Annotated in this window: 21 protein-coding genes and 6 pseudogenes; 12 read left to right on the top strand and 15 right to left on the bottom strand. The window is 67.3% G+C overall.

Annotated features, from left to right (window positions below; all coding sequences use genetic code 11):
• Positions 1-247 precede the first annotated feature (247 nt).
• From ACFYXH_RS38680 to ACFYXH_RS38710, 7 genes and pseudogenes are all read right to left on the bottom strand, one after another.
• Positions 248-1,024 carry a hypothetical protein gene (locus tag ACFYXH_RS38680; RefSeq protein WP_389573514.1) on the bottom strand — a complete coding sequence of 259 codons (777 nt, stop codon included), beginning with the start codon at positions 1,022-1,024 and terminating at the stop codon, positions 248-250.
• 72 nt (positions 1,025-1,096) lie between these two features.
• Positions 1,097-1,528, bottom strand: coding sequence for a transposase (locus ACFYXH_RS38685; RefSeq protein WP_389573516.1), 432 nt, complete (start codon positions 1,526-1,528; stop codon positions 1,097-1,099).
• Positions 1,521-1,844: a hypothetical protein gene (locus ACFYXH_RS38690; protein ID WP_389573517.1), complete on the bottom strand. Its 324-nt coding sequence runs from the start codon at positions 1,842-1,844 to the stop codon at positions 1,521-1,523. The genes ACFYXH_RS38685 and ACFYXH_RS38690 overlap by 8 nt, the downstream gene beginning before the upstream one ends.
• Positions 1,845-1,892: 48 nt before the next feature.
• Positions 1,893-2,084, bottom strand: a pseudogene (locus ACFYXH_RS38695) (transposase); the annotation flags it as partial.
• 1,052 nt (positions 2,085-3,136) lie between these two features.
• A complete protein-coding gene (locus tag ACFYXH_RS38700) occupies positions 3,137-3,637 on the bottom strand; it encodes a type II toxin-antitoxin system Phd/YefM family antitoxin (RefSeq protein ID WP_389573520.1) in 501 nt (166 codons plus the stop codon).
• 543 nt (positions 3,638-4,180) lie between these two features.
• Positions 4,181-4,355, bottom strand: a pseudogene (locus ACFYXH_RS38705) (HAD-IB family hydrolase); the annotation flags it as partial.
• A gap of 562 nt (positions 4,356-4,917) precedes the next feature.
• The gene (locus ACFYXH_RS38710; protein WP_389573522.1) at positions 4,918-5,196 is read right to left on the bottom strand and encodes a hypothetical protein; all 279 of its coding nucleotides are present in this window, start codon (positions 5,194-5,196) and stop codon (positions 4,918-4,920) included.
• A 674-nt stretch (positions 5,197-5,870) separates the two neighbouring features.
• Between ACFYXH_RS38710 and ACFYXH_RS38715 the strand changes: the two genes are divergently transcribed.
• Positions 5,871-8,573 (top strand): FG-GAP repeat domain-containing protein, encoded by a 2,703-nt coding sequence (locus ACFYXH_RS38715; protein ID WP_389573525.1) that lies wholly within the window; start codon positions 5,871-5,873, stop codon positions 8,571-8,573.
• A gap of 240 nt (positions 8,574-8,813) precedes the next feature.
• Here the strand turns inward: ACFYXH_RS38715 and ACFYXH_RS38720 are convergent, their stop codons facing one another.
• Together ACFYXH_RS38720 and ACFYXH_RS38725 are read right to left on the bottom strand one after the other, a co-directional pair.
• Complete coding sequence (locus ACFYXH_RS38720) at positions 8,814-9,182, bottom strand: VOC family protein (protein ID WP_389573527.1); 369 nt, start codon at positions 9,180-9,182, stop codon at positions 8,814-8,816.
• A gap of 8 nt (positions 9,183-9,190) precedes the next feature.
• Positions 9,191-9,774, bottom strand: a pseudogene (locus tag ACFYXH_RS38725) (IS5 family transposase); the annotation flags it as partial.
• 167 nt (positions 9,775-9,941) lie between these two features.
• Between ACFYXH_RS38725 and ACFYXH_RS38730 the strand changes: the two are divergent.
• Positions 9,942-10,415, top strand: a complete 474-nt coding sequence (locus ACFYXH_RS38730; protein WP_389573687.1) for a hypothetical protein — start codon at positions 9,942-9,944, stop codon at positions 10,413-10,415.
• Here ACFYXH_RS38730 and ACFYXH_RS38735 read toward each other — a convergent pair.
• From ACFYXH_RS38735 to ACFYXH_RS38745, 3 genes and pseudogenes are all read right to left on the bottom strand, one after another.
• Complete coding sequence (locus tag ACFYXH_RS38735; protein ID WP_389573688.1) at positions 10,372-11,268, bottom strand: IS5 family transposase; 897 nt, start codon at positions 11,266-11,268, stop codon at positions 10,372-10,374. The two genes, ACFYXH_RS38730 and ACFYXH_RS38735, sit on opposite strands and share 44 nt — an antisense overlap.
• 161 nt (positions 11,269-11,429) lie before the next feature.
• Entirely contained in the window at positions 11,430-11,933 is a 504-nt protein-coding gene (locus ACFYXH_RS38740) for a GNAT family N-acetyltransferase (RefSeq protein ID WP_075026644.1), read from the bottom strand.
• A gap of 85 nt (positions 11,934-12,018) precedes the next feature.
• Positions 12,019-12,396, bottom strand: a pseudogene (locus ACFYXH_RS38745) (transposase); the annotation flags it as partial.
• Between the two features lie 35 nt (positions 12,397-12,431).
• Between ACFYXH_RS38745 and ACFYXH_RS38750 the strand changes: the two are divergent.
• The 3 genes and pseudogenes from ACFYXH_RS38750 to ACFYXH_RS38760 all read left to right on the top strand — a co-directional run bounded on the left by ACFYXH_RS38750 (position 12,432) and on the right by ACFYXH_RS38760 (position 14,044).
• On the top strand, positions 12,432-12,821 hold the full coding sequence (locus tag ACFYXH_RS38750) for a hypothetical protein (RefSeq protein ID WP_389573530.1): 390 nt from the start codon (positions 12,432-12,434) through the stop codon (positions 12,819-12,821).
• A gap of 56 nt (positions 12,822-12,877) precedes the next feature.
• Positions 12,878-13,251, top strand: a pseudogene (locus tag ACFYXH_RS38755) (hypothetical protein); the annotation flags it as partial.
• 358 nt (positions 13,252-13,609) lie between these two features.
• On the top strand, positions 13,610-14,044 hold the full coding sequence (locus ACFYXH_RS38760; protein WP_389573532.1) for a hypothetical protein: 435 nt from the start codon (positions 13,610-13,612) through the stop codon (positions 14,042-14,044).
• A gap of 298 nt (positions 14,045-14,342) precedes the next feature.
• Here the strand turns inward: ACFYXH_RS38760 and ACFYXH_RS38765 are convergent, their stop codons facing one another.
• Positions 14,343-14,639, bottom strand: a complete 297-nt coding sequence (locus tag ACFYXH_RS38765; RefSeq protein WP_389573534.1) for a hypothetical protein — start codon at positions 14,637-14,639, stop codon at positions 14,343-14,345.
• Positions 14,640-14,990: 351 nt separating this feature from the next.
• Here ACFYXH_RS38765 and ACFYXH_RS38770 point away from each other — a divergent pair, with 351 nt between their 5' ends.
• Positions 14,991-17,582 (top strand): hypothetical protein, encoded by a 2,592-nt coding sequence (locus tag ACFYXH_RS38770; RefSeq protein WP_389573537.1) that lies wholly within the window; start codon positions 14,991-14,993, stop codon positions 17,580-17,582.
• A gap of 16 nt (positions 17,583-17,598) precedes the next feature.
• On the opposite strand, the pseudogene ACFYXH_RS38775 reads toward ACFYXH_RS38770, so the two are convergent.
• Positions 17,599-17,735: pseudogene (locus tag ACFYXH_RS38775) on the bottom strand (IS5/IS1182 family transposase); the annotation flags it as partial.
• Positions 17,736-18,862: 1,127 nt separating this feature from the next.
• Here ACFYXH_RS38775 and ACFYXH_RS38780 point away from each other — a divergent pair.
• The 3 genes from ACFYXH_RS38780 (at position 18,863) to ACFYXH_RS38790 (ending at position 21,830) form a co-directional block, all read left to right on the top strand.
• Positions 18,863-19,384 (top strand): hypothetical protein, encoded by a 522-nt coding sequence (locus tag ACFYXH_RS38780; RefSeq protein ID WP_389573539.1) that lies wholly within the window; start codon positions 18,863-18,865, stop codon positions 19,382-19,384.
• A gap of 65 nt (positions 19,385-19,449) precedes the next feature.
• Complete coding sequence (locus ACFYXH_RS38785; RefSeq protein WP_389573542.1) at positions 19,450-20,061, top strand: hypothetical protein; 612 nt, start codon at positions 19,450-19,452, stop codon at positions 20,059-20,061.
• 182 nt (positions 20,062-20,243) lie between these two features.
• The gene (locus tag ACFYXH_RS38790) at positions 20,244-21,830 is read left to right on the top strand and encodes a PucR family transcriptional regulator (RefSeq protein ID WP_389573545.1); all 1,587 of its coding nucleotides are present in this window, start codon (positions 20,244-20,246) and stop codon (positions 21,828-21,830) included.
• Positions 21,831-22,087: 257 nt separating this feature from the next.
• Here the strand turns inward: ACFYXH_RS38790 and ACFYXH_RS38795 are convergent, their stop codons facing one another.
• On the bottom strand, positions 22,088-22,252 hold the full coding sequence (locus ACFYXH_RS38795; protein WP_389573547.1) for a hypothetical protein: 165 nt from the start codon (positions 22,250-22,252) through the stop codon (positions 22,088-22,090).
• Between the two features lie 498 nt (positions 22,253-22,750).
• Between ACFYXH_RS38795 and ACFYXH_RS38800 the strand changes: the two genes are divergently transcribed.
• The 3 genes from ACFYXH_RS38800 (at position 22,751) to ACFYXH_RS38810 (ending at position 24,434) form a co-directional block, all read left to right on the top strand.
• Complete coding sequence (locus tag ACFYXH_RS38800; RefSeq protein WP_385311086.1) at positions 22,751-22,933, top strand: hypothetical protein; 183 nt, start codon at positions 22,751-22,753, stop codon at positions 22,931-22,933.
• 295 nt (positions 22,934-23,228) lie between these two features.
• Positions 23,229-23,888 (top strand): lysophospholipid acyltransferase family protein, encoded by a 660-nt coding sequence (locus ACFYXH_RS38805; RefSeq protein ID WP_389573551.1) that lies wholly within the window; start codon positions 23,229-23,231, stop codon positions 23,886-23,888.
• Between the two features lie 288 nt (positions 23,889-24,176).
• Entirely contained in the window at positions 24,177-24,434 is a 258-nt protein-coding gene (locus ACFYXH_RS38810) for a hypothetical protein (protein WP_389573553.1), read from the top strand.
• Positions 24,435-24,440: the final 6 nt, after the last annotated feature.

Consider the following 24,440-nt stretch of genomic DNA (forward strand, 5'->3'; position numbering starts at 1 on the left):
CAGATGTCGCAATCCACACCAGGCCAGAAGGCCCTCACCCATTTCAAGATCACTCAGCCGAGACCTGCGTCACCAACCTCCGTGGACAGAACACCAGGGCCCGGGCAGCTTTGGGAGCGGACATCAGCACCTCATAGCGGTTGGTGGGGCGGATTGCCGGTCGTGCGGGTACGGCTGATGGGGCTCGTTGAAAATGGTTCTGACCGCAGTTTCGTGAACGATCTTCGAATGAAGACCCGATCGCTGGTTAGAACGGAAGGTCGTCGGCATCGCCCCAGTGAGCCGGTTTCGCCGTCGATGATGCTGTGGTGGTGTCTTGCGGGTCGCAGACCTCGAATGCGTCTCGTCGCACTTCCAGGCCCGCGGTGTCCTCGCCCCACGCTTCAAGCGTCTCGATCGCCCGTTCGCGGTACTGCCAGAGCTCGCTCACGGCCAACGGGTCCCGGAGAAGCGGGATCAACTCGGTTCGGTGATGGTTCAGGCGCGGGTCGTCCAGCAGAGGGATGCAGGCGGCGACGGCCGCTTCACGCACATGCGGGTCTGGGTCGTCGAGGAAGGCTGCGATTGCGGAGTAGAGCGAGGGGCGAATCTGGCAGGTCTGGACGAACGGCGGGTACTCCTCCGGCGGGAAACCGAAGCGACGGCTGACCGAGGCAGCATCGTCACTGGCGGATTCGGCGACCGAGCCCAGCCAGCCCAGCAGTTCGGCGCGCAGAGGCCCTGGGAAGTCGTGGGGTCGCTTGTCGACGGGTAGGCCGGCTCGCGGGTCGGTGAGTATCGCGGACACGTAGAGCGCGGCGGGGACCGTCGCGGCATACAGGGTGTTCTGGTGGTGCACCACGTGATGCAGGTAGTCCAACGCCTCGGACCTCAGGCGCTGGTCGGCATGGAGCAGCGCGGCCAGATTCTGCGGTGTGTCCTCGGCCAGTCCCATGGCGTGCTCCAGGGCACCCCAGTCGGAGCCTGCCAGCACCACAGCCGGATCGGGTAGGTCTGCGGATACACCCACAGCATCGCTCGTCATCTGCGGATTGTGGCAGGGCTCACCGAAGCCGACATCACCGGCTGTGAACCGCCCGGACTGGCGGCGGGCAGATCAGGCCTGCCTGAGGATCCGGGTACGAAGGAGCGCGAACGAGGCCCGGCCGTACATGACTCTCTTGATCGTTTTCACTCGGTTCACATGCCCCTCGACGACACCCGAGCTCCACGGCAGAGTCAGGCCTGCTGTCACGGCGTCGAAGTCTTGTCTCAGGGAGCCGGCGAGGGACCAGAAGGGGGCGAGGTCGCTTGTCTCGGCCAGACGGATCCACTGGGGCAGCATGGTGCCGCCGCGGTGGCGGACGAGGTCGGTGAAGGCTCGAGCCAAGTCGCAGGCATGAGTGATGTCAGGGCAGGCCAGGCGGACCTGGTCGAGCTGCGCCACGTTCTTGGTGGGGAGGCTGTCACGCGGTCGTATGATCCAGCCGGTGATCGTGCGGGGGCTTGGTAGGTCGGCGGGTGCTGGGGCGGCGGTGTTCTTACGCATCGTGTGCGCGAGGGTGGAATACCCCCCCACGGTATCCACGTTCGAGAAGTTCCTGGTAGAGCGCGGCAGCATTGGTGTTGCACGCAGCAAACTGGGCCTGCAGGAAGGGCTTGTGGCGATCGAGCGGGGAGTCGCGACGGTCTCGGGCCGAGGCGATGAGAATGTCGAGCTCGGTGTCGCGGTACCGACGCACGGTCTTGCGGTCCAGGCCGAGGCGCCGTGCGATCTCGCTGAGCGGATAGCCCACTTCGACCATACGGTTGACCTGCCCGTATCTCTGCTGGACGCGATCGACGATCAAGGTCTTCGGCAACATGTCAAGGGGCGACATCCGGGGGGTGACCTGTGGGCCCTGTTCTGCTTGTTTTCGCAGGCAGGCTCGGTGCTGATGGCAGACCTTCTCGACCGCGCGGGAAAGGTTCTGAAGCAGGTGCCACCGATCGGCTACCTCAGTGGCGCCTGGGGCGGCGTCCTTGACGGCGCGGGTGTAGGTGCTGGCCCGGTCACGGCAGATGACCTCAGCCCCTGGATGCTCTCGCAGCCAGGCGGCGAAGGTTTCCGAGGTCCGGCAGCACGTCGATCACGCGCGCTGCCTCGATGTCGACCAGCACAGTGCCGTAGGTGCGGGGCGATTCACGGAACTCCGGTCAGAGCCAATTTCACCAATCCCCATCACGGCAGGGGCAGGGGCGGTGGGACCGCCCACCCGACCACTCCCCCGCCCTAATGTCAGTGGTGACCTCTACCAACTCCCCGCCCATAGCGCCGACAGCATCACGCCGCTCTGACTCTCCTTGGTGTCGTGACACCAGCTTTGAGAAGGCGAAGTTTGGCGATGCTGCCGCGGCAACTTTTGAGACGCGATGTTCTTTGGCGGCGCCCCGGCGGTGCACTACTCGTAGGACTTCGCGGGTACGCGGCGCGGTGGGAGGCTCAGGGGCCTCGTACAAGGCCTGCTCCGCGCGTACGGCGGCTGTCAGCTGCGCGGCGCAGGCCACATGTTGTGCGGTACGGGCTGGCCCAACGGCCCGTACCGCACAACAGTCGGTCAGGCTACCTAGCGGCGACGATCGCGCAGGCGCCGAGCGCGGCGGCTACGCTCGTGCAGAGAACTACGACAAGGCGTGCAGTCCAGTTGTCCTTGTCGATTGCCAACTGGATCGTCCGCCAGAACTCCCGTCCCATATCAGCTCCCATGGCGATGTTCGGGTATCGACGGACGATGACCAGTCGGCTCACCTTCTATCGCGTCACGGCCGTAAATAGCGTCACACCCGGCTGCGTTGACGTGACTCGTCTGGCTAGTTGTCGTCCTACGTGGACCCCGACCTGGCGTTTCGGTGACGGATCGGCACGATATCTGTCGTGAATCGGCAGGCTTCTGGTGGTCTGGTGGGCATTGGCGGGCAAGTTGTCGTCACCATCGGAGATCGTCCTCGGGGCATGACGAGGCACCGCTGACCTGCGGGCGTGGACGGTCTTCAGGGTGTCAGCGCCGCAGGTACGGCCGGCACTGAGGCCCTGTCCCCACTCGCCCGCCGGGGACGGACGCTTCCGCCCCGCCGGACACTCCGGTCCCGTCTGCGTGAGGGCGTGCCCGTCTCGACGTCACTGCTCGCCGACCGGTGGCTGTCGCGCCAGGAACTCTTCGAATGCCGCTGCCTGCTTGGGGTCCATGTATCCCTGGCGCGTGTGCATGGCTTTGTCCTCAAGCCACGCCGCCTCGTCGGCAGTCAGCTGCACGGCCACCACCATCCCGCTCCGGGCGAAGCTCACGCGCCTGCCATCGGCGCGCACGTACCGGATGTAGGGTCCGTACTCCTGCGGGCCGGCCAACGGCTCGACCTGGAGCCGGCCAACGTCCCACGTCGGCTTGTTCGCGTCCTGCTCTTCATCTTCCTGCGATATCGGTGCGCGTGCGGAGTAGTCGGCACGGGCCCAGTGCTCCAGCTCGGCAACCACCCCCGCCGGGAACAGGACACTTACCGGCACGTCGGCCTCAGTGAGCACGACACGTTCGCCGGTGGACTCGACCAGCGAGACGAGGCGCTGGTAGTCGATCGGGTCGGGGGCGTACCGGCGCTCAACAACGATCTTCACATCACCCATGGAGCCGGACGCTACCGTGCAGAGCGCCAGCGGCCGACAGCCATCACGACAAATACCTCGCCGACACGACAGTTAGCGCGACGAGTCACAGTTGACTGCGGCGTCGTCAATCTGTCGGAGTAGGCTGGCAACTATCTAGGGGGCCGCTGTGGTCGTCACGCATCACACGCCTGGCTGCGCGCCAGTGCGCAAAAGCGTCACACCTGAGCGGTAGAAGCCCCGGTGGGGGGAATGTCAAGGCTGCAGTCACGTGGCTGGTGGGCTCTGGTCCCGGCCAGTGGGGTGTGATGGGCGCTTCGCAACCACGAGCGCCGCGATGCCGCCGCACGCACCACCCATGGCAGAGAGGGCTCCGGCGACCGCTGTGATGATGTCGGCCGAGCCGCCTGGGGGATACCCGGGCGGGGGCGGGCTCCCCACCGGAGGCCAAAGGGGAGTTCGGTGGACGTGGTGCGCGTCATGGAGTCGCTGGCCGAGCAGGTGTCACGGTGCCCTTCAAAGCTGACGCCGAGCGCATGCGCGAAGGCGGGAAACCATGGACCCGAACACGAACTGGGCGAACGCGGAACGCAAGTCGGCTCGGCGGTTGATCAGGCCGCCTTGGTAGAAGGACTTGCTGAAAACCAGAGTCGAAGACTTCGCAATGTCCGTCTTGTTCAGGTCAAAGAACGAACGCTGCTGTGCACGGCAAGGAGTGGTTTTCCACGGCGCCCGCCATTCGGCGTAAGCCGGGGCGCGTGGGTTTGCCTGAGAGGGCTCTCGGCTAGACCATTTGAGTTAACCGGCACCTGTGGGCCGCTGCCTGACAAGGCGGCGGCCTCCTGCTGTCACAGGAGGCCGCCGGTGGTGGTGAATCCGATCTCCCGTGAAAGGAGCGGTCTTCATGGACCATGCTAGGGCGGACAACGAAGAGAGCCCACTCCAGCCAGGCCGAGTCCACCCATTGAGGCGTCGTCGGTTGCTGCTCGCTGGCGGCATTGCGATTGCTTCAGGTGTGCTGTGTGCTCTGGTGTTGCTGAACGCGGTGTCACCAGAGCAGGCATCAGCGTTCGCTGTGATCGCAGCTTCTGGCGCTGCATCGGTCAGGGCTGTTGTTCTCGGTCAGCCACGAGGTAGCACCGTGGTCGAAGACTGACGAGACTTCGACAATGCCAACGCCGTGCGGGGTCCTGGCAAGCTGATCAGGACCCCGTTTCGGTGCCAGCGACCGTACTTCGAGCCACGTGCAGAAGCGGCTGGCATCGGGCAGATGGCTGGTTACGCCGCCGACCGTTGAGGGTCTAGCCATTCGGTTCTTCTGCGACTGTCAGAATCTGCAGTGGGCCGATGGACACGACTTCGGCTGAGGCTGCCGATGCGGGCTCCTGGATCTGCAACGGCACAGCGAACCGCTCGTCGACACCCCCAACGACGTGCTGCGTCGCGAGCTTCTGGACAAGAGGAAGCCGAACGCGGAGCAGGAGTCCCGTAGTCCAGCGTTGATGTTCATCATCGAGGCCAGCCTGGCCGCGGCTGGCGACAAGCTGCAGCACCACCAGCCCCTCCGGCAGCGGACCCACGAGGCCACTGGGGCCAGTACACCCACGTTCCCAGTGGTCGCCGCCTTCAGGAACTTCGAGAAGAGGCACAGGGCCAGAAGTCACAGACCGACTGACGACATGGCTCCGACCGCACCACGGCGGAGCCTCCGGACTACCAGGGATGCTGCACATGGACAGCAAGGCCTACAGTGCCGGCCTCGAGTCGTCCTCTCCGCGCAAGCGGAGGTGAGCCGCTCGACTCCGGCGAGCTGGCGGCGTCGTACGGGTATCCTCTCCGCGCGAGCGGAGGTGAGCTGGCTGTTGCGCTGGCGTACGCGAAGGACACCAGGTCGCCTCCGCGTGAGCGGAGGTGAGCCGGCACGGCGCCGGACCTGGTCCACCCGGCTGGTGAGCTCGGCTGGCGCGATCGCCGAGGCTGACGGCCGTCCACCACGCCTGCACCGATGAAGATCAGCAGACGACAGTGCTACCGACTCTTTTCACTTCCGGCACATATGTGACGGCTGTTAAGATCGCGCGATTCGCACGGGAGTTCACCCGGGGCGCATCCGGCTCCCTTTCCCGAAGGTCGCCTTTCTACGCATATGCGGGCGGTCATCCACTTCCCGCGTGTCCGTCACCCCTGACCTCAGGTCTCCCGGAGGGATCTCTTGGCTCACCACGCCTTCTTTCGCACGAGTGTCGCAGTAGGCGTGTCCGTACTGCTCGCGGTTGGGGTCATACCGCTGGCCGGTACTCCGGCGGCCGCAGCTGCCACTGCTGACATCGTCCTGCCGGCCGCCGACAGGTACCAGCCCCGCAACGCAGTGCTTTCCGGCTTCGGCGACACAGGGCTGCTCTCCCAGCCGGAAGGATCGGCCCACCTGCGCTGGACGGACTACGCGACCGGCGCATCGCGGGACTTGCCCCAGTACGACGCCCCCCATGGGCAGGTGACACTCGCCCAGTCGGACACCGTGTACGAGATGACTCCCACCAAGCCGTACGTCGTCCGGTTTCACGACGTCGATTCGGGCGCCACCAAGGGCACGGTCACGGTTCCCGAAGGGCTGGCATGGGCGGGCACCGCAGGTGAAACGGTGGTCGCTTACCTGGGCTCCTCTTCCGCTGTTCGCGAGGTGCACCTGCTGACGTCGGCGACCGATGGCGGCACGACCGATCTGAGGGTGACCGGCTGGCCAGAGGGCGCCAAGCTGATGGCGGTGAGCGAGCGCGATGCCGAGTCTCTGTTGATGCGCTACCGCATGCCCACCGACGATCCGAAGGTGTTCATGGAACAGCTCGCGCTCGTCGATGTGGGCGACGGGTCCGTGGCAAAGATCTTCGACTCCTACAAGGCGGGCTCCGCCCGGGTTCCCTTCCTGAGCCACGACTATGTCGGATGGTGGTATCCGGGGGCCGGTGCGCGGCTGCTACGGCGGGACGACCTGGAGGGAGCTGAGATCCAGGTCCCGGGCCAACCAACCCAGGGGAAGGTCGAGTTCACGGTTGTCGGCGACCACGTGGTGGTGCAGGACTGGGGCACACACGCTGTGCTGACGATGCCGCTCGCGGGAGGCGAGTGGCGTCAGCTGTTCCCGAGGATGGGCGGATGGCTCGATGAGGCACCGGACGGTTCAGCCATCGTCCAGGCCGGTACCGGCCCGAAGGACTGGGGCGTGCAACGCCTGACCCAGTCACCCGAAGGGCAGATCGTCGCCCGGGAGATCATCGATCTTCCGCCGGTTCCCGCTGCCATCGACGGTATGTCGCTGGCCAACGGAACGCTGGCCTACACGGACGAGACCGCGCCACCGACGCACGGGGACGTCATGTTCAACACCCGCACGGTGACGGCCGGAGACAACCCGCAGGTGGGACCCGTGCGTCAAGCCGGCGGCTCGGGCAAGCCGTGCGGGATCATCTACAGCTGTGTCCGGCTGTTCGGAGCGGGTGACCGTTCCGTCGTCTACTACTACGGCGCTTCCCAGCTCTTTAGGCGTACGCCCGAGGGGGACGTCCAGGCGGTGCTGCTGCCGGAGTCCTCCGGTGAGCTCGTGGCGGCGCATGGCCGGTACGCGGTGTTCTTCGGCGGGATCACGCGCAAGAAACACCTTGTCGACTGGGCGCAGTCCAAGGTGGTGTCCACCCATGCCGTCGCGGCCGCGACGGTGTGGGACGGCCAACTATGGACCACCACCTCCACCGCGGGACGACTGTCCATGAGCCGTCTGGGAACGGGCCTGCCCGCGGTCAGTGTCGACATCGGTGCCGCCTGTTTCCCCAGTGAGCTGCAGGTCGTTGGCCGCTGGGTGTACTGGGCCTGTGAGGCTCAGCAGAAGGCGGGCGTGTTTGACCGCTCCCGCGGCCGCTCCGTGCCCGTGCCCGTGGGGCACGCCCTGCTGGCCGACGGCTTTCTGGTCCGCCACGACACCAGCCGGGGCCAACTGGTCCGCACCACGTTCGGCTCGGGTCAAGCGGTCAGTGCCGACCTCGCCCCGCTCCCGGCCACAGAGAATCTCGCGCCGGAGAGCCACCCCTCGGACCGCCGCATCAGGTGGACCGCGGACCCGTACGGAAACCGGGTGGCCTTCGTCGATGCCTCTGAGCGCATTCACCTGGTGTACGCCGGACCGACGGCGGCGCCGGTGCACCGGGATCACGCCGGCCAGGACGGCATTGCCGATCTGCTGACTCTCAACGCGTCCGGCTCACTGACCTTCCACCACGGCGACGGCACCGGAAAGTTCGCCGGCAGCACCTCCGGCTCCGGCTGGTCGACCTCGGTCCACGCCGTGCCCTTCGGGGACCTCAACGGTGACCGCTGCAACGACGTGCTCATACGTGTCGGCGGCGAGCTGCGCGCGTACAAGCCGGGCTGTGGGAAGGCGTTGACACCGACTGCTCCGTACACGTCCCTCGGCACCGTGTGGGCCCAGTTCAATGTGCTGACGTCACCCGGTGACATGACGGGCGACGGCCGGCCAGACCTGGTCGCACGCCAGGCATCGACCGGGGACATGTACCTGTACGCCGGCAATGGTGCAGGCGGTCTGACGGCGCGAGGGCGGATCGGTACGAACTGGAAGCTGTACCGGGCGATCTTCGGTGCCGGCGATCTGAACGGCGACGGCATCGGGGAACTGCTCGCCGTGGACGCCGCCAACTCACTGTGGCGGTACAACGGCATCGCGGCGGGCACGGTGAAGCCGCGGGTTCTCGTCTTCGGGAACAACTGGGGCACGGGCCGTAATGCATTCGTCGGCGTCGGGGACATCACCGGTGACGGCAGGGCGGATCTGCTGTCGAGGAACGCGGCCGGTGATCTGCTCCGTAACGGCGGGACGGGAACCGGCTCCTTCGGCTCGACGGTGAAGATCGCGACCGGCTGGCAGGTGCACAAGGGAATCTTCTGACCGACCGATCTGCCGGTGTCGGGCGGGCACGTCCGTCGAGGACGGGCCCGCCCGTATGCCCGGCACCCAAGAATGCCGTGCGGTAGCTGACGTGGCGGCCAAACTGACCGTCTCGTAGGCGAGCTCGCTGGTCCGACGCTCCTGGCACGATGCGCCTTACTGATCGTTTCAGAATCAGGTTCGGGGACGACAAATGTGACGGTGACCTGATGGGAGTCGGTATCGCAGGCGCTTTGCTGTTCACTCCAGTGGCGTGACGAGGCAGAAGGGGTGGCCGACGGGGTCGGCGTACACCCGGTATCCGACTGGCTTGTCTGACCCGTCGAGCAGGGTTGCACCCAATGCAAGCACCTGTGGCTCGGCCACGTCGAGATCCGCGACCATCACGTCGATGTGCATCTGCTGAGGATGGTCAGGGACGGACCACTGTGGCGGTCGGAAGTCGTGGACTTGTTGGAATGCCACGACTTCAGTACGTGCCGTGGTGCCCAGCACGACGAACTCTGGAGTGTCCTCCAGCCGTGAGAGTGACAGCAGTTTCCCGTAGAAGTTGGCGAGCTCGGATGGATTGGGGCAGTCGATGACGATGGCGTACAGCTGTCCGATCATCCCGCTGACTAGGGTGCTTGCAGCTGAGATGCACCACGGTTTTGCGGATTATCCCGGAGTGATCTGCCGAGTCGGCGCAGGCAGATGATGGCGCAGGCCAGTAGTTCCAGTAGGCCTTGGTGGAGGTCGGCCCGGCGTTCGTAGCGGGTGCGGAGTCGTTTGAACTGATGGAGCCAGGCGACGGTCCTCTCAACCACCCAACGGGTCTGGCCGAGGCCGGAACCGTGCATGGTGCCCCGGCGTGCGATGAGCGGTCTGATCCCGCGCTTCCACAGCCAGCGACGGTACTTGTCGAAGTCGTCGCCGCGATCGGCGAACAGCCGCCTGGGCCTGCGGAGCGGGCGGCCACGCAGACCCCGAATGTTGGGGATCGCGTCCAGGAGCGGGATCAATTGGGTGACATCGTGGCGGTCTCCGCCGGTCAGTGAGACAGCCAATGGAGTGCCGTGCCGATCAACGATCACATGGTGCTTCGATCCTGGGCGGCCGCGATCGACGGGTGAGGGGCCGACGCGATCCCCCCTTCAAGGGCTCTGACATGAGAACCTTCGATCGCACAGTCCCCCATGTCCAGTGCCCCGTTCACTCTCAGAAGCTGTTGTCTTTCCGGGTGTGATTGGCGTGTTTCCGCTGGTTGCGGATAGGTGCGGTAGACCCGTGGGAGTAGTGGCCTGTCAGGTCGTCGTTCCCCGGGAGGTCTCGAATGCCGTCAGTCGTTGGACTACTGGAACAGCACGAGCTCGTTGCTCGGCGTCGGGTCTGCGTGAGGAGGCCGACCGTATTCAGGCCGAGTTGGCCGCGGCCGAGGAGGAATGGCAGGAGTGGGTGATCGCCCGGCGGCGGGTCGATACGGTTCTGGCTCCGTACAGCGCCGCTGACGCCGGCCCCCGAGCCGCCGCCGGGCCTCGGGAGGCGGACAGGCAGCCGGCGTCCCGTGATGCGGCCAACCCGAAATCGCAGGTGCCGGTGTGGCGTGAGGAGGTCGCCTCTTCGGTGCTGTCGGTCGACTACCAGCGCATCCTTCAAGCCGTCGCGGACCGTGTCCGTCTCGGCCAGGGGCCGCTGACCTGCCAGGAAATGGCCGCAGTGTTCGGCATGGACGTGGTGCCGGCGCGGGTGGAGGCATTGCGGTCGAAGGCGAAACGCCTGGTCGCCCGAGGCTGGCTGGCCGAGCCCGCACCCGGCCGGTTCACCCTCGGCCCCGGTGTGGCCGGGCCAGGCGACGGGTCATGAGGGCGGCCATCGACCAGTAGATCATCGCCTCGGCACTGGCGATACGACGCTCGAAGTCGCGGGCCAGGCGGCGGCTTCGCATCAGGTGCGCGAAGAGACGCTCGACGATCCACCGCTTGGGCAGCACCACGAATCCCTTCATGTTGTCGCTGCGCTTGACGATCGCCAGGACCAGGGCGAACGCGGCCAGGCAGTGCTCGATCAGACTGCCGGTGTAGCCGCCGTCGGCCCAGACCAGGGCCAGGCGATGGTGAGCGGCAGCCACCTGTTCCAGCAGGATGTGGGCAGCGGCGCGATCGCCCACATCCGCAGCGGTGACCATCACGCCCAGCAGCAGGCCGAGGGTGTCGACCACGACGTGCCGCTTGCGTCCGTTGACCAGCTTGCCGCCGTCGAAGCCACGGGTGCCGGCGCCGACCACGGCATCCGCCTTGACCGACTGCGAATCAATCACCCCAGCCGTCGGCAGGGCATCGTGCCCAGCCCTCTCCCGGACCTGCCCGCGCACCCGGTCATGGAACTCCCGGACCAGGCCGCGATCGCGCCAGCGGCGGAAGAACGCATAGACCCGGTCCCACGGCGGGAAGTCGGCCGGCATCGCCCGCCACTTGATGCCGTTGTCCACGAGATAGCCGATCGCGTCCAGCATCGCCCGGTGGCAGTACGCTTCCGGCTGCCCGCCCTGGCCCTGCATCCAACCCGGCACCGGCAGCAGCGGCCGCACCACCACCCACTCCGCGTCCGTCATGTCGCTCGGATACCGACGCTCTCGCAGGCGATTGTCGGCAGCGTTTCCGAACCGGTGAGCCAGACAGTCACACTCCCGAGTACCCGCGGTGGACTGCACGGGCATCGGCACGCAAGACTGCGACACCAGGGCCTCCTGATGCTCGGTGATTCGACACCAGCGAGCTGTTCAGGAGGCCCTCCTCGCATGCGCCGAGCACCCGACGACCACCCAATCGAGACGGCCGTTCGAGCACCAAGTCCCCAGAGCATTACGACAAAAGCTACTTACGCGTCGGGGTGCTCCGGCAGGGCGAGCCAGTCCGACCAGGAGATCTCGCGGCCGAGGAAGCGCGGCTGCTCGAACGGCCAGTCGGCGGCGATCCACTGCGGCACCAGCTCGTCGAGGGCCTGCTCGACCTTGCTGCCCACCAGCTCGTCCACCACCCACCAGGAGATCTCGCCGTCCGCGCCGGCCCTCTCCGGTGGGTCGATGTAGACGCAGCCGAGCAGAGCTGTCTCCGCCGCGTCGAACAGCGCGTAGTTGAAAGACTGGTGTGCGGCGATCTCCTTCTCGTGCCGCAACAGGTCGGCCTGGTCGGCCTCGTAGGTCATGGTGGCCGCGGGCCAGCCCCAGGCTGGGCCGAAGATGGTCCACAGCCGCTCGCGCGAACCCATCACAGCCGGATAGTCGAGCGGGGTGTCCGCCTCCCGGATCGGCCGCAGGTGATGACCACTGCCCGGCAGCGGTACCAGGACGGGATGGACGAAGTCATCGGGGAGCCAGCTCATAGCGCCCGACCGTAGCAGCGCGCGGCCGTCCGCTCCCCTGGATTTTCCCCGTATACCGCCAGGCCCTGCTCTCATGCCGGGCAGTGCCCGCGATCACCCGATCGAGACTCCCGTTCGATCGACAGACTCCATGATCGGTATGGCAACGGCTTCTCAGTTCGGCGAGCAGCGCCAGGTGCAAATGCGGCCAGACACCGGCTTCGGTCCAGTCCCGCAGCCGACGCCAGCTGGTGACTCCAGAGCAACCCACCACCTGGGCGGGGACATCACGCCAGGCAACTCCCTTGCGCAGCACATAGATGATCCCAGCCCGTGCCACTCTGTCCGGCACGGGAAGTCGCCCAGGATGTTGGTGCCTTCGCGTCGGACGCGGCGGGAGAAGCGGCGCGATGCGCTCCCATAGGTCATCAGGAACAAGATCAGCGGGCACTCCGCAGGCCTGCCCAGACAGACCCTCTGTCATCCATCGACATCGAATCCATTCTGAAACGATCAGTTATGCAGCCGCTGCCGTTCCCCTGCCCCGCCGACCTCATCCCAGACGCCACAGGCCTCGACGCGTTCAACATCGCGTACAAGGCGGCCAGGACGGCGCGCGTGGTGTTCGTCGCCGTCAAGCGCCGCGGCAGGCGGTGGACGGTAACGGCCGACGCGCTCACAGCCGCTCCGGGGCACGTCGTCGACGGCGCATGCGACGCCATCCGGGACGCCGTCATCCGCCTGGTCCGCGACCGTGAGGTCCGCTCCGGCTCGTCGGCGGGGCTGGTACACATCACGCTGTACGACGTGGCGGACGAGGAGCGGGCCCGCGAGCTCGCGGCCGCGATGCACGCCGCCCTGTACGGCGACCTGGAACCGCTGGCCCGCGCCGTGCCCGCCGGGTCCTGAGCGGTAGGGCTCCGGGAGCGTCACCGGTTTTCCAACTCCCACGCCTCGAGCCTTATCTAGGGCTATCGCGCATCGACTCCACCACTGTGCGCGCTCACCATGACGCTGCCGGGATGCACCTGGGCGAGGGGGTCATTACCGCCCTGGAGAGGGCTGCCGCCGAGGAGGAGAGGGCCAGGTCAAAGGGGGCAGCCTCGACGAGCACCACGGTCAGGACGTCGAAGCAGATCCCGGGCGGGAAGAGCGACGACGCGTCCGGCGTCGGCGCAAACTCCGGCTGAAGGCTGCCCTCCTCGGGCGCTCCAGAGGCGGGCAGACCAGCAAGGTCCACTTCGCCGTCGACCGGAAGGGCCGCCCGCTGGCGTTCGTCCTGACCGCGGGACAGACGGCAGACGGCCCGCAGTTCATCCCCGTGCTCAAGGAAGTACGCGCAAGCGGCTTCAGCCGCGCCTACCGCGCCGCCTTCGGCATGTCGCCCAAGACCACCGGCACCGGACCCTCCACAGCCACGAGTGAACTCATTGCCAACGCAGGTGTGCACTCAGCGCTAACGACGCACCGACCACACTTCGGCACGATGGAGAGACGTTCGCCAATTGATCTGGAGGCCGTCCCGGAAGAGCCATGCATCGAACAAGAGACCCGGTGCAGCACGCGGCGTCGCAAGGACGCGTCTGCGCATCTGCGTCTCCACCGACCGCAAGAGCATCTGCTCGCGCTACTACAACGTCACCACCTGATATGGGGGACAACCAGCTGTGGCATCCATCCTCGCGCGTACTGCCGCTGTGGCAGGCGCCGCAATCATCACCGCCGCCACCTTCACCTCACCGGCCGCCGCCGACTCCACCACGCCGCTTACCCCGAAGGCTGCCGCCGGGCTTCCCAACGTCACCTTCGGATCCCGCGCCGATCAGCTCGGCGAAGGCACCATCTGGGCCAAGGACCGCTACGGAAACGTCGTCGCCGAAGCCCACTGGCAGGCCGACCCCGGCGGCACCCAGTACCCCAAGGGCGACACCCTCTACGTCTCCGACTTCATGGCCGACGGCCTCGACCCGCGCGGCGAGGCGTCCATAGGCATCAAGATCAGCCCCAGCGGATCAGGCGACCGCGTCCAGCAGACCAAGAACGTCGCCGAGGGCACCAAGCTCCACATCAACCTGTGCATGTCCAACTCCTCGGGCACCCTGTGCTCGCCCGGCCTGGCGGTGAAGGCCTGATGCGTGGCGCGCACCTCGCACGCGCCGCATGCGGCTTTCGTGGGCGGTGACATCCGTGAGGACGTCAAGCACGAGCTGAGCGTGTGCTAAATCGACAACGGCTACAACATCTGCTCGCTGCCGGTGACGGTGTATTCCTGACCGGCCCAAAGGTGGCACGAACGAGGGGGCCGCACCCGGTGGGGTGCGGCTCTCTTGTGCCGTGTGCCCACACCCGCGCGTTAGAGCACGTGTTTGCCGGTTCATCCGGCATCTTGTCCATGCCCGCTCCAACGAGGCCGTCCCGCGCCGGGAAACGTCAGTCCGTGCCGAGTAAGGAGGCTGGCGGTCGACGGGCCGACCCCGAACAGCGCGGCGACCGGGCGGGGGCACAGGAAGGCAGCGATCGCCTCAGGGGTGTGGTCGAGGGGGTGATGCCGCCGGACGCGGTGGCGTCGCCGGCCATGGCGGCCAGCACGCGGTTGCTCGCCGATCCGACCGTGGTGCTGATGCCGTGCAGGGCGAGCGCGCCCAGCCGCACAAGCTGGGCGATCTGCTGCGGGTCACGGTCGAAGAACCGCAGCGCACCCGACTCAGGAACAGTTCCGTGTCTCAAAGCGCTGGCATTTCAGTCGGCAGGGCGAATCCGTCAGACCCAGTGGCCTCATGGCCCGCGGCTTCCTCGAGCCGCGCTGCGCCGTTCTAAAGGAGGATGAGGTGGTCCTCATCGCCGCTCTCACTGCATGGCGCGCGGCCGCTGTCTCCACACCAACTGTCGCCTCCCTCAGCGTCCCCACCACGGCGCACGCCCTTCCGGCGCTGCCTGCAGGCACAGGGCGGCCCGCTGCGACGAGCAAAAAAGTCTCCCTATGCGCGAACGTGATCTACACGCAGCAGCCTCTTCAATTCAAGCTTCCCGCAAGGGAGAGTTCGCACTGACGCGATCAACTGTCACCGGCTGGGAGGGATGTTGACCAAGTCTGCCGCGGATGTCGCGGTGATTCTCGCGGCATACGATCTGACCCGCTGTGCATTCTCGGCCGCCAAGCTGGCAGGGTGCGACCCGAAGACCGTGCGAAAGTACGTCGCCCGTCGCGAAGCCGGGGTGGCACCAGGCCCGGCTCGCCGCGCACAGATGATCGACCAGTTCCGACCAAAGATCGAGGAGTTGGTCGATCACTCCAAGGGGAGCATCCGGGCCAATGTGGTCCACCAGCGGCTGGTGGCCATGGGTTTCGCCGGCACCGAACGCACCACCCGCAGGGCGGTCGCCGAGGTGAAGGCGGCATGGATGGACGGCCACGCGCGCCGCGACCAACCCTGGGTGCCCGAGCCGGGCATGTGGCTGCAGGTCGACTGGGGCGAGGGGCCAATGGTCGCCGGTCGCCGCACCCAGCTGTTCTGCGCCTGGCTGTCTTGGTCGAAGTTCCGGGTGCTTCTCCCAGCATGGGACCGGACGTCGGGCACCATGGTGACCTGCCTGGACGCAACTGTTCGGCGGATCGGTGGAGTCCCGTCGTACGTCCTGACCAAAACCCTGGGGACCGAAGCGATCAACCAAGCCGCAGAGATCGCGGTCGAGCACGCGCAGCTCGTGGCCGCGGGCACACACTACGGATGCACTGTCGCGACCTGCGAGCCGTTCGGCCCGCAGACCATGGGCGGCGTCGAGACGACTGCGAAGATCGCGGAAGCCGACCTGGTGCCCACCACCGCCGGCCTGCTCGACGAGTACTGCTCGTTCGCCGGGCTCGCCGCGGCATGCGATGCCTGGTGCGAGCAAGTCAACGCCCGCCCGCACCCATCCACACAGACCGCTCCATTGCAGCAACTGGCCACCGAAAGCGATCATCTGCATCCCGTCCCGGCCACCCCGTACTACCTCGTGCTCGGGGACGAGCGGGTTGTGGACGACGACCAGACGGTCGACTTTGCCGCCGCCCGCTACCAGACCCCGCCCGGACTCGCCGGCTCCCGGGTGTGGTGCCGAATCATCGACGACGAGCTCGCCATCACCGCGATGACATCGGAGGGCCTCAAGGAGATCACCCGTCACAGACGGTACGCGCCCGTCGGCTCGCCGGTCGTTGACGCCCGTCGCAGCCACCGCCTCAACGGGGTGGACGGTCACCTGCCCCCGCCCCGGCCCCACACCGCGCAGGACATTGCGTTCTTGGGCCCGGACGGGGCCTCCCACCACAAGTCCTCGCATCATCGGGCCTCGCATACCACCACAGGCTGGAGCCACGAGCCGGACGCACCGCTGGAACGATTGCTCTGTGCCCGCCTCTCCGTCTTTGCAGGCGGCTTCGACCTGAGCGCCGCGCAGGCCGTGTGCTCCGGCGGCCCGCTCTCGCCCGAGAAGATCCCAATTCTCCTTGACGGCCTGGTTGCCAAGTCGGTCGTATGGCAACCGGACGGACCGAACCCATTGCGCTACGGGATGCACGACACGGCGCGCGAGCATGGCGCGCAGTGGCTGAAGGACCTCGGCGAGTCACGCTCGACCCGACGTCAGCACCTGGACTGCTACCTCAACCTGGTACACCTGGCTGAGGCCGAGTGGATGGGGCCCAACCAGGTCTACTGGTGCGCGCGCTTGGTCGCCGAGCACGCGAACCTCCGTGCTGCACTGGACTTCTGCCTGGCCGAGGGCGACGGTGATCGGGCGCTGGAGATGGGCGGAGCGTTGTGGTTCTTCTGGTTCGCCTGCGGGTACGCGCGCGAAGGCCGCCACTATCTGGAACGCGCGCTCGACCTCTGGCAGGAGACGGATCCGCGGCGTTCTACGGATCCGCGGCTTGCCAAGGCGCTGTGGGCATGCGGCATCACGGCCCTCCAGCAGGGCGACAGCAGGGCCAGTACCCGGCTCGGGGCCTTGCTCCGCAGGGCCGCCCATGACTGCCGCAGCCAGGAGACGCTTGGTGCTGCGGCCTACCTCCAGGGCAGCAGCCTGAGGCTACGCGGGGCGCCTTCCCGGGCCGCCGAGGTGTTCGCTACAGCATCCGGCTCACCGCGACGCGAGGGGCCCTACGAAGCGGCCTGGCTCCTGGTCCAGCTGGCCCGCGCGCTGGCCCACGCCCACTGCGGGGAGACCGGACACGCCCTGACGATCGGACAGAAGCTGCGTGCACACTGCGCGGAGCGCGGCGACCAGTGGATGAGCGGCTGGGCCGACTACGCACGGGCGGTGGCTACCCTCAGATCGGGGAGGCCGGACGAAGCGGCTGCCCTGGCCCGCTCAGCCGTCGAGGGCGCAGCGCAGCTGAACGACAGCTTTGGATGCGCCGTGGCCCTCGACCTGAAGGCCCGGGCGATCGCGGCCGTCGGCCGAGGGAAACACGCGGCCCACCTGCTCGGCCTCGGCGAGCAGGTCTGGCGGACCCTCGGCCGGCCCCAGCTGGGCATGCCCGAACTCGTCGCCGCCCGTGTCGCCACGGAGTTACGCATCCGGCAGCACATCGGCGACACCGCCTACGAAACCGAGTACAGAGCCGCTCTGGAAAGGGACACCAACACCGGCATCGTGCTCTGCCTGGCCGCCAACGGAGCCCAATGACAACGAGCGACTTGCCTTGGCGGTAGCCGGAGGCGGGGCCAGCCTGGACTGCGGTGCCAAAGACCCATCTGCGGGGCCGAGCCGTTCGCGGGAGGCCGATGCCTTGCGGGCGATGCGGACTCCGACGCGTTTGCCGCGCAACCATTTCCGCAGTCAGGCATCCACTACCCGTGCGTCCGGTACTCGTCCGCGACGCGAGGAGACGTCAGCCTGCCCGACCTGAGTACGGTCGGGGACTGGAAACGGAGCAGCAGCCACCGCGCCAGTCCCCGACCCTACTTAGGCTTTTGCCGTTGAGGATGCGCTCGCGGACGTCGAGTTCTGCTGGCGCGATGCCGAGGCACTGGACGGCGGTGAGGAGAGCTTGTGTGTCCAGGCGACGGTCTGCCGGGATCTCCCCGGCCTGCTGGAGGGCGTTGGTGCGAGCTCACGGACTTGCTGCGGCGCGGGTAGGTCCTTGGCGGAGTGGAGGGCAAGTCGGGAGGCCGGATAGTCGGTGTTGGTGGGGCGCATGACGCGGCCTTCCTCACGGACGAGCTGAGCCCATTCGACGGCTTCGATCTGCCGCTGTCGGCCGGTGAGCGCGGCGATGTTCTCGTTCGCGAGGGCGCGGCTCCGGCGGGTCTGCCGGGCGGGTATTGCCGGTGCGCGTCCCGGCCGCGAAGAGTTGGCAGCGCGGTGGCCGGGCGGCCATCGCGACGTTCGACTCGACTACGCAGGCTGCACAGCAGCCGCGGCTACCGCAGTCCCGCCGACTACGGGACCGCCCTCGCGACCTGACCACCACACCGATGGTGTCCGTTAAAGCGGAACAACGGCGGCCGAACCGGTCGGCCGCTGACCGATGATCGTCTTTGCTTCTATCGGCACGGTCGCATAAATCCGGTGAAAGCGCGGCAGGCAGGGATTTCCGCCAATGGCCATGCAGTGTCTGTAGGCGGACAGTAAATATCCCTGCTGGCGGACTTCACATTCTCCCTGGGGGCGGCCAGTCAGGTTCCCGCCCGCGAATTGGTTGAGGTCAGTTGGACCGGTGGACTGCGCTGCCGTTTGTTTTAGGGATCGGCGACGAATTTGGCGCGGCTGTCTGAGGGCGGACGACAAAGACCGGAGCCTCCTGATCGTTGCAGGCTTCTCCCGGTCGCCCGCCACCACGGTGGGCTGCTCAGGAAGCGCGTGATGCAACAGCAAGCGCACCCCCCACAGAGGAGAGTCTGCTCATGATCAGAAGACACCCGCGGCGTGCCCTGGCCGCCGCTGCGGCCGCGGCGCTGGGCGGCTTGGCCGCCGCGCCGCCTGCCTCGGCGGATCAACCAGCCCTCGAACACTGCGTACTGGCACTCGATACGGGCCGCCAGACCTGCTACGAGGGGTTCACGGCCGCGTTCTCTGCGGCATCGGGCGGCCGGATCACCGACGCGCCGGACAACCTGAAGGCGGCTTCCCGGGGCTCGGGGCTCCAGGAGCTCCGTGCGGAAACGTTACGACTGGCGGACTCCGGCGGCGCGAGCGGCGACGTCATCGTAGGCACGGTCTTCAGGGACAAGGATTACGGCGGCGGCGAAAGCCTGACCTTCACCGCCCTCTCGCCGTGCAGGAACAACGATGCCGAGGACTGGTGGAACAACATGCCGGCGGACTGGAACGACACGATCACCTCGGTGCAGCCATGGGCGAACTGCTGGATCGAGCTCTACTCCGACGTGAATCGCGGCGGTGACCGCGATGGCGCGTTCAGGGACAATACGCCCGACATCGGCTCGTACATGAACGACCGCACCAGCTCCATCGCCTTCCGGTGATCCGGTCCGAACCACACCTCAGCGCCCGGATCGGCCCTGATCGACCCAAGAGGAGAACAGGCTTCATGCGTACATCAATCCGCACCGCGATCCTCGCGGCGGCTCTCGTCCCCATGTGCGGCATCCTGCTCGCGCCCTCCGCGCAGGCCGACGACGTCCCGTCCCCGCGTGAGCTGCTGGAGGAGTGCGAGGACGGCAGCGACTGGTGCGGCTTCCACCCTGATGGCCCGCCGAAGGAGGTTGCGGGCGAGAGTCACCAGGTCGGAACGAGTGTCTTCAACTGCACGGACGGTCCGCAGACGATGAATGTCAGCTGGTCGGATACCGACACCGAGACCAACAGCGTCGGTGTCTCCATGGGCATCGACGGCGGTTTCGCCGAGGTCTTCAAGGCTTCTCTCCAGGTATCGTATTCGCACAGCTGGGCACAGGCGCACACGGAGTCGCAGACCACCGCCATCAACGTGCCTGCGGGCAGGGTCGGTTGGATCAACCGCCAGCCGACCCTGCTGGAGGTCTCGGGCCGGTACGAGCTCCACTTCGAAGACCGGTACTACGACCACTACTACTGGTACCTGCCCTTCACGGCAACCGAGCCCAAGGGGGACGCCGGCAGCGTGACCCAGCGCACCCGGTCGATGACCTCTGACGAGGCCAAGGCGCACTGCGGAAGCTAGGAGCTGAGGCTGGGCCGGTCTGCACGCGGAAGCGTGCAGACCGGCCCAGCCGCTGCGCGGCGGCCGTAGACTCGCCCGCGAGTTCCGGCTGCCCAGTGCATCCGCAAGACCGCATGGGCGGAGGGGCGGGCCTCCCGGGGGCCGCCGCGCCGAACCGGATCAAAGCGTCGAAGGGGTGGCACTTGACGGGCCGGCACGCGTACCCATCCCTGAAGCAGCTGCTCGCTCTGTTCGGGCGCTCCGAGGTCAGCCTCCTCACCGCACCGTCTGATCCCGATGTCCAGGTGACCACGCACACCGTCCTCGATCTCGCTGAGAAGGCCGGGCCCGAGTACAAGGGCGCCCTTCTGATGGCTGTCGGAATCTGCCCCGAGGACACCGCGTTGCTCGATGCACTGCCTGCCCTCGGCGAGGCAGGCATCGCGGCGATCGCTCTGAAGACACGCGGTTCGCGTACTGGACCGCTGATTGAGGCCGCCACCGCGGCAGGAATCGCTGTGGTCGACGTGAGCGATGAGTTCCCCTGGCGGCATGTCGACGCGCTGTTGGCCGCGGCGACGGGCGATGTGAGGAACGGTGCGCCGGGCTTTTCCTCGGCGGACGCGGTCGGCGACCTCTTCGCTCTGGCCAACGCTGTGGCGGCAATGGTGGGCGGTGCGATCACGATCGAGGATCCGCAGCAGCGGATCCTCGCCTACTCCAACCTGCCCGGCCAGCCGATCGACGACGTGCGCCGCGAAGTCATCCTCGGGCGGCAGGTGCCCGATCGCTATCTGCAGGCATACAGACATCTGTACCGCGCCCAGGGCGTCGTCCGGTTCGGCTGCGCGCCCTTGCCCCGCATCGCGGTGGCGGTGCGAGCCGGAGCAGACCTGCTCGGCTCAATCTGGGCGGTGGGATCCTCCGGTGAGACGTTCGGTCCCGAGGCGGAACGAGCCCTTGCCGAGGCCGCCGCGAGTGCCGCGCTCCATCTGCTCAGGGTCCGCCGTGCCACGGACCTTGAACGCCGCGCCCGCAGCGAACTGTTGCGCTCCCTGCTGGCCGGTGAGCCTGTCTCCCCGACAGCCAGGCTCGGCATCGAGCGCGGCTCCATGACCGTGCTCGCCTTCGAACTGCCTTCCTTGCCCGGGACCTCTGTCGATGTCGACATCGTCGGGCTTCAGGTCGCCGACCTGGTGGCTGCCTGCGCCGAGACGACGGCACGCGCTTCCTCCTGCGTCTTCGAGGGAGGGATTGTCTACGCCCTGCTTCCACTGCCGGACGAGTCACCCGAGGCGTCGGGCGCCACCACACTGGCCAAGACGGTCCTGACCCGCGCCGAGGAGTCCTTGCGCATCCGACTGCGCGTGGGCATCGGCTCGGCGGTGGCCCCGTTCGCAGACGTGCCCCGTTCGCGTCAGGAGGCCGACCGGGTGCTGACCGTCCTCGCAGCCGGGCGCCACAGCAGCCGACTCGCATGCATCGAGGAAGTGCGGAGTCAGGCGATCCTGCTGGAACTCGAAGACACCGTCGTCCACGACCCACTGTTCCAGTTCACATCGGTCGCCGCCATCCTCCGCCACGACACCGAGAAGCAGACGCAGTACGCCAAGACCCTGCTCGCGTACCTCGAAGGCTTCGGCGACATCGCCGCCGCCGCGGAGACCCTGCACGTGCACGCGAACACCTTCCGGTACCGCATTCGCCGGATCGGCGACCTGTTCGGCGTGGACCTCACGAATGCGGACGAACGCCTCCTGCTCTGGCTCCAACTGCGACATCTGTACTGAGCTTGTTTGTTTGGCTTGTTCAACCCTGGCAGGGGACGTGACCAGCTGGGATGCCCGATTCCCGGACATTGGGCGCTGCCGTCTGCGACTAACTCTCGAAGTCGAAGTCCGAAGCAAAGAGCGGCCGCTGTGATGAGTCTTGCGCTGCCGGACCTGCCGTCGCCCCGTTGATTGTGTTGTTGAGCAGCCCATGCCGGTGGCGATCGAGACTCACCAAGGCTCCTGGTTGCCTGCCTCCGCGCGACCAAACGGACCGTTTACGCGATCAACCCAACGGCGGCCGCAGACTGCCATGACCCCGTACGGGCAAGCGTCGCCAGCCGGTTCGGCGGCACCTTGTCGATCCTCACCCGGCCCAGACCGAGCGAGGCGATTTCATCAACCCGCTCCAGGGCCTTCGCCATGCCCGTGCACGCCGCCACGGCGCCGCACTCCGTCCCGCTCCACCACCCACTGCGGAGGCGGCCGAGTACGGCTGCGCCGCTACTGCGAGCGCGAGGGCATCGAGGAGAAGCCCCGTACGAGGAAGTCGCGCGGCTTCGAGTCCCCCGACGAGCGGGTCGTCGCCTGAGGGGCTCACACCCCGAACCCTGATGCCGTCCGGCACCCCGAGCGCGGGGAGCCACCCGTGGACTTGATCCAGTAGATGACCTGCGCGGGGCCATCCCGCGGCCGCGAGGAGCAGCGCGCGAGTGCGTCACGAGTGGAGCGTTCGTCGGGATCATCCCCGCAGGCGCGGCGTGATCAATCCGCTGACCTGTGGAAGTGCCAGACACCGAGAGCCGGACCCAGTCCCCGGGTCCGGCTCTTTGTCGATATCCGGCACCCCACCCTGCCAGGCGGCCGGCTCTCGCTTTCGTCTCGCCGCAATCACCGGAGAAGGTGGAGGATTGGGGGTGAGCGAGTGAAGGAGGCCCGTCATGAAATCCCGCGCCTCGGATTCAGATTACGACACCTGGTTGTATTCACACACGCCGTCGCAGGCGGAGGGCGAGCGCGACGAACCGAGCGAGCGCAGTGCCATGGAGGTGCACCCGGACGTGCCCAGGACTGAACCGTCGCAGGCTGAGGGCGAGCGGGTGGACGACAAACCGACCGGGTGATCTCCGCGCCGGGAATCGACGGAACAGGAGCACGCCACATTTCGGCTTCATGCAGCTGTACGGCCAGACCCCCCAAGGTCTCCACCGACGCGGCCCGCGACCTGGTGAAGCAGACGCTCGCAGGCAGAGTAGACGTCCGTCAGATCGCGGCAACGCTCAAGAGCTGGACAAGCTGACCTCGGACCGAGCCTCTGATCGCGGCACCACCAGAAGAGATGAGTACGCGGGCTCAGGCTCCCTGTCGGCCCCTGCGCGATGATGAAGATCACCTCGCCGTCCGAAACGCAGGAGTTCCGTGCTCAGCCGCGTCGCCGCCGCCATCGTCCCCTCCCTCGGCCGTCTGACGACGTCTGCCGAACTGGCCACCGTCCCGGCCCCCGGCATCCTCGTTGCCAACCACACATCCCTGGCTGACCCCGGCATCGTGCTGGCCGCTCTGCGCCGGATGGACATCGAACCCGTCATCCTCGCCACCGCTGGCCTGTGGCGCGTCCCCGTCCTGCGGTACCTCCTGGACCGCGACGGGCACGTCCCCGTCTACCGCCGCACCACCCATGCGGCCGACGCCCTGGACAAGGCCGCGGCAGCGCTCGACGCCGGCCGCCACGTGCTCATCTACGGCGAAGGGCGCCTGCCGCGCCGCAGAGACGCCGCCGAAGCCACTCCCGACTCCTTCCGCAGCGGCCCCGCACGCCTCGCCTTCGCCTCCGGCGCGCCCATCATTCCGATCGGCCAGGCCGGAGCCCGCCGAGTCGCCTCGGGCAGTCGTACCAAGCAGGTCGCAGGGCTCCTCACGGCCCCCGCCCGCCGTCCCCGCCTGCACGTGCACGTCGGCGCCCCGATTCACCTGCCCGCCGAGATTTCGACGGCTAGCGCGGCCGCCCACCAGGCCGTCACCGCTGCCTGGCGAACCGCCGCCCGGCGCCTGGGCGAGCCCGCAGCGCTCGCGGCCTGATCAATCGTTCCGCGCTGCTGGGTAACGGGCAGATGCCGAGGTCGGGGTGCCGGATGGGCGCGAAGGGGATCAGACAGCGTCCCTGCCGGCAGCTGGCCATTGGGGAAGGGTGCAGGACGTGAGGAGGGACGGCGCAGACTGGCTTCCTCGGGTGCGGCGGCGGTAATGGACGGGGCATTGTCGTCCGGGTGCGGGGCGGCGCCCTTCTCTGGAGCCGCACCGGGGAACGCGGCGCTTACGAAGGCGTTGTCCTTCCGCTACGTGGGGGATTCAGGTGCGGACGAGACAATGAATCAGCAGCTGGAGATCGAGAACGTCTATCGAGGGTCGGCGGTCCCGGTCCTGTCCTTCAGCGCGCTCGACAAGAACCGTCAGGTGCTGCCACAGGTCAAGGTGAGCACGGTGTACGGAAGCGACCGGGGCAATCTGGTGGCGCCGTACGGGACGAGCATCGACATCCTGCGGTTCTCCGGCCCTGGAGAGCATGACGTGTCGGATGTCCGTGTGACGGTGCAGAGTACGGCCGTCGCCAAGATGCCGGGATGAACGAGG

It is taken from the genome of Streptomyces sp. NPDC002730 (assembly GCF_042888805.1).
In the GTDB taxonomy this organism is placed as follows: Bacteria; Actinomycetota; Actinomycetes; order Streptomycetales; family Streptomycetaceae; genus Streptomyces.

Bases quoted from the DNA above. Each gene is read 5' to 3' on its own strand.
- ACFYXH_RS38680 (WP_389573514.1), bottom strand. From the start codon at position 1,024: ATGACGAGCGATGCTGTGGGTGTATCCGCAGACCTACCCGATCCGGCT.
- ACFYXH_RS38685 (WP_389573516.1), bottom strand. From the start codon at position 1,528: ATGCGTAAGAACACCGCCGCCCCAGCACCCGCCGACCTACCAAGCCCC.
- ACFYXH_RS38690 (WP_389573517.1), bottom strand. From the start codon at position 1,844: ATGTTGCCGAAGACCTTGATCGTCGATCGCGTCCAGCAGAGATACGGG.
- ACFYXH_RS38700 (WP_389573520.1), bottom strand. From the start codon at position 3,637: ATGGGTGATGTGAAGATCGTTGTTGAGCGCCGGTACGCCCCCGACCCG.
- ACFYXH_RS38720 (WP_389573527.1), bottom strand. From the start codon at position 9,182: ATGATCGGACAGCTGTACGCCATCGTCATCGACTGCCCCAATCCATCC.
- ACFYXH_RS38735 (WP_389573688.1), bottom strand. From the start codon at position 11,268: ATGCCCGTGCAGTCCACCGCGGGTACTCGGGAGTGTGACTGTCTGGCT.
- ACFYXH_RS38740 (WP_075026644.1), bottom strand. From the start codon at position 11,933: ATGAGCTGGCTCCCCGATGACTTCGTCCATCCCGTCCTGGTACCGCTG.
- ACFYXH_RS38750 (WP_389573530.1), top strand. From the start codon at position 12,432: ATGCAGCCGCTGCCGTTCCCCTGCCCCGCCGACCTCATCCCAGACGCC.
- ACFYXH_RS38770 (WP_389573537.1), top strand. From the start codon at position 14,991: ATGTTGACCAAGTCTGCCGCGGATGTCGCGGTGATTCTCGCGGCATAC.
- ACFYXH_RS38785 (WP_389573542.1), top strand. From the start codon at position 19,450: ATGCGTACATCAATCCGCACCGCGATCCTCGCGGCGGCTCTCGTCCCC.
- ACFYXH_RS38800 (WP_385311086.1), top strand. From the start codon at position 22,751: ATGAAATCCCGCGCCTCGGATTCAGATTACGACACCTGGTTGTATTCA.
- ACFYXH_RS38810 (WP_389573553.1), top strand. From the start codon at position 24,177: ATGAATCAGCAGCTGGAGATCGAGAACGTCTATCGAGGGTCGGCGGTC.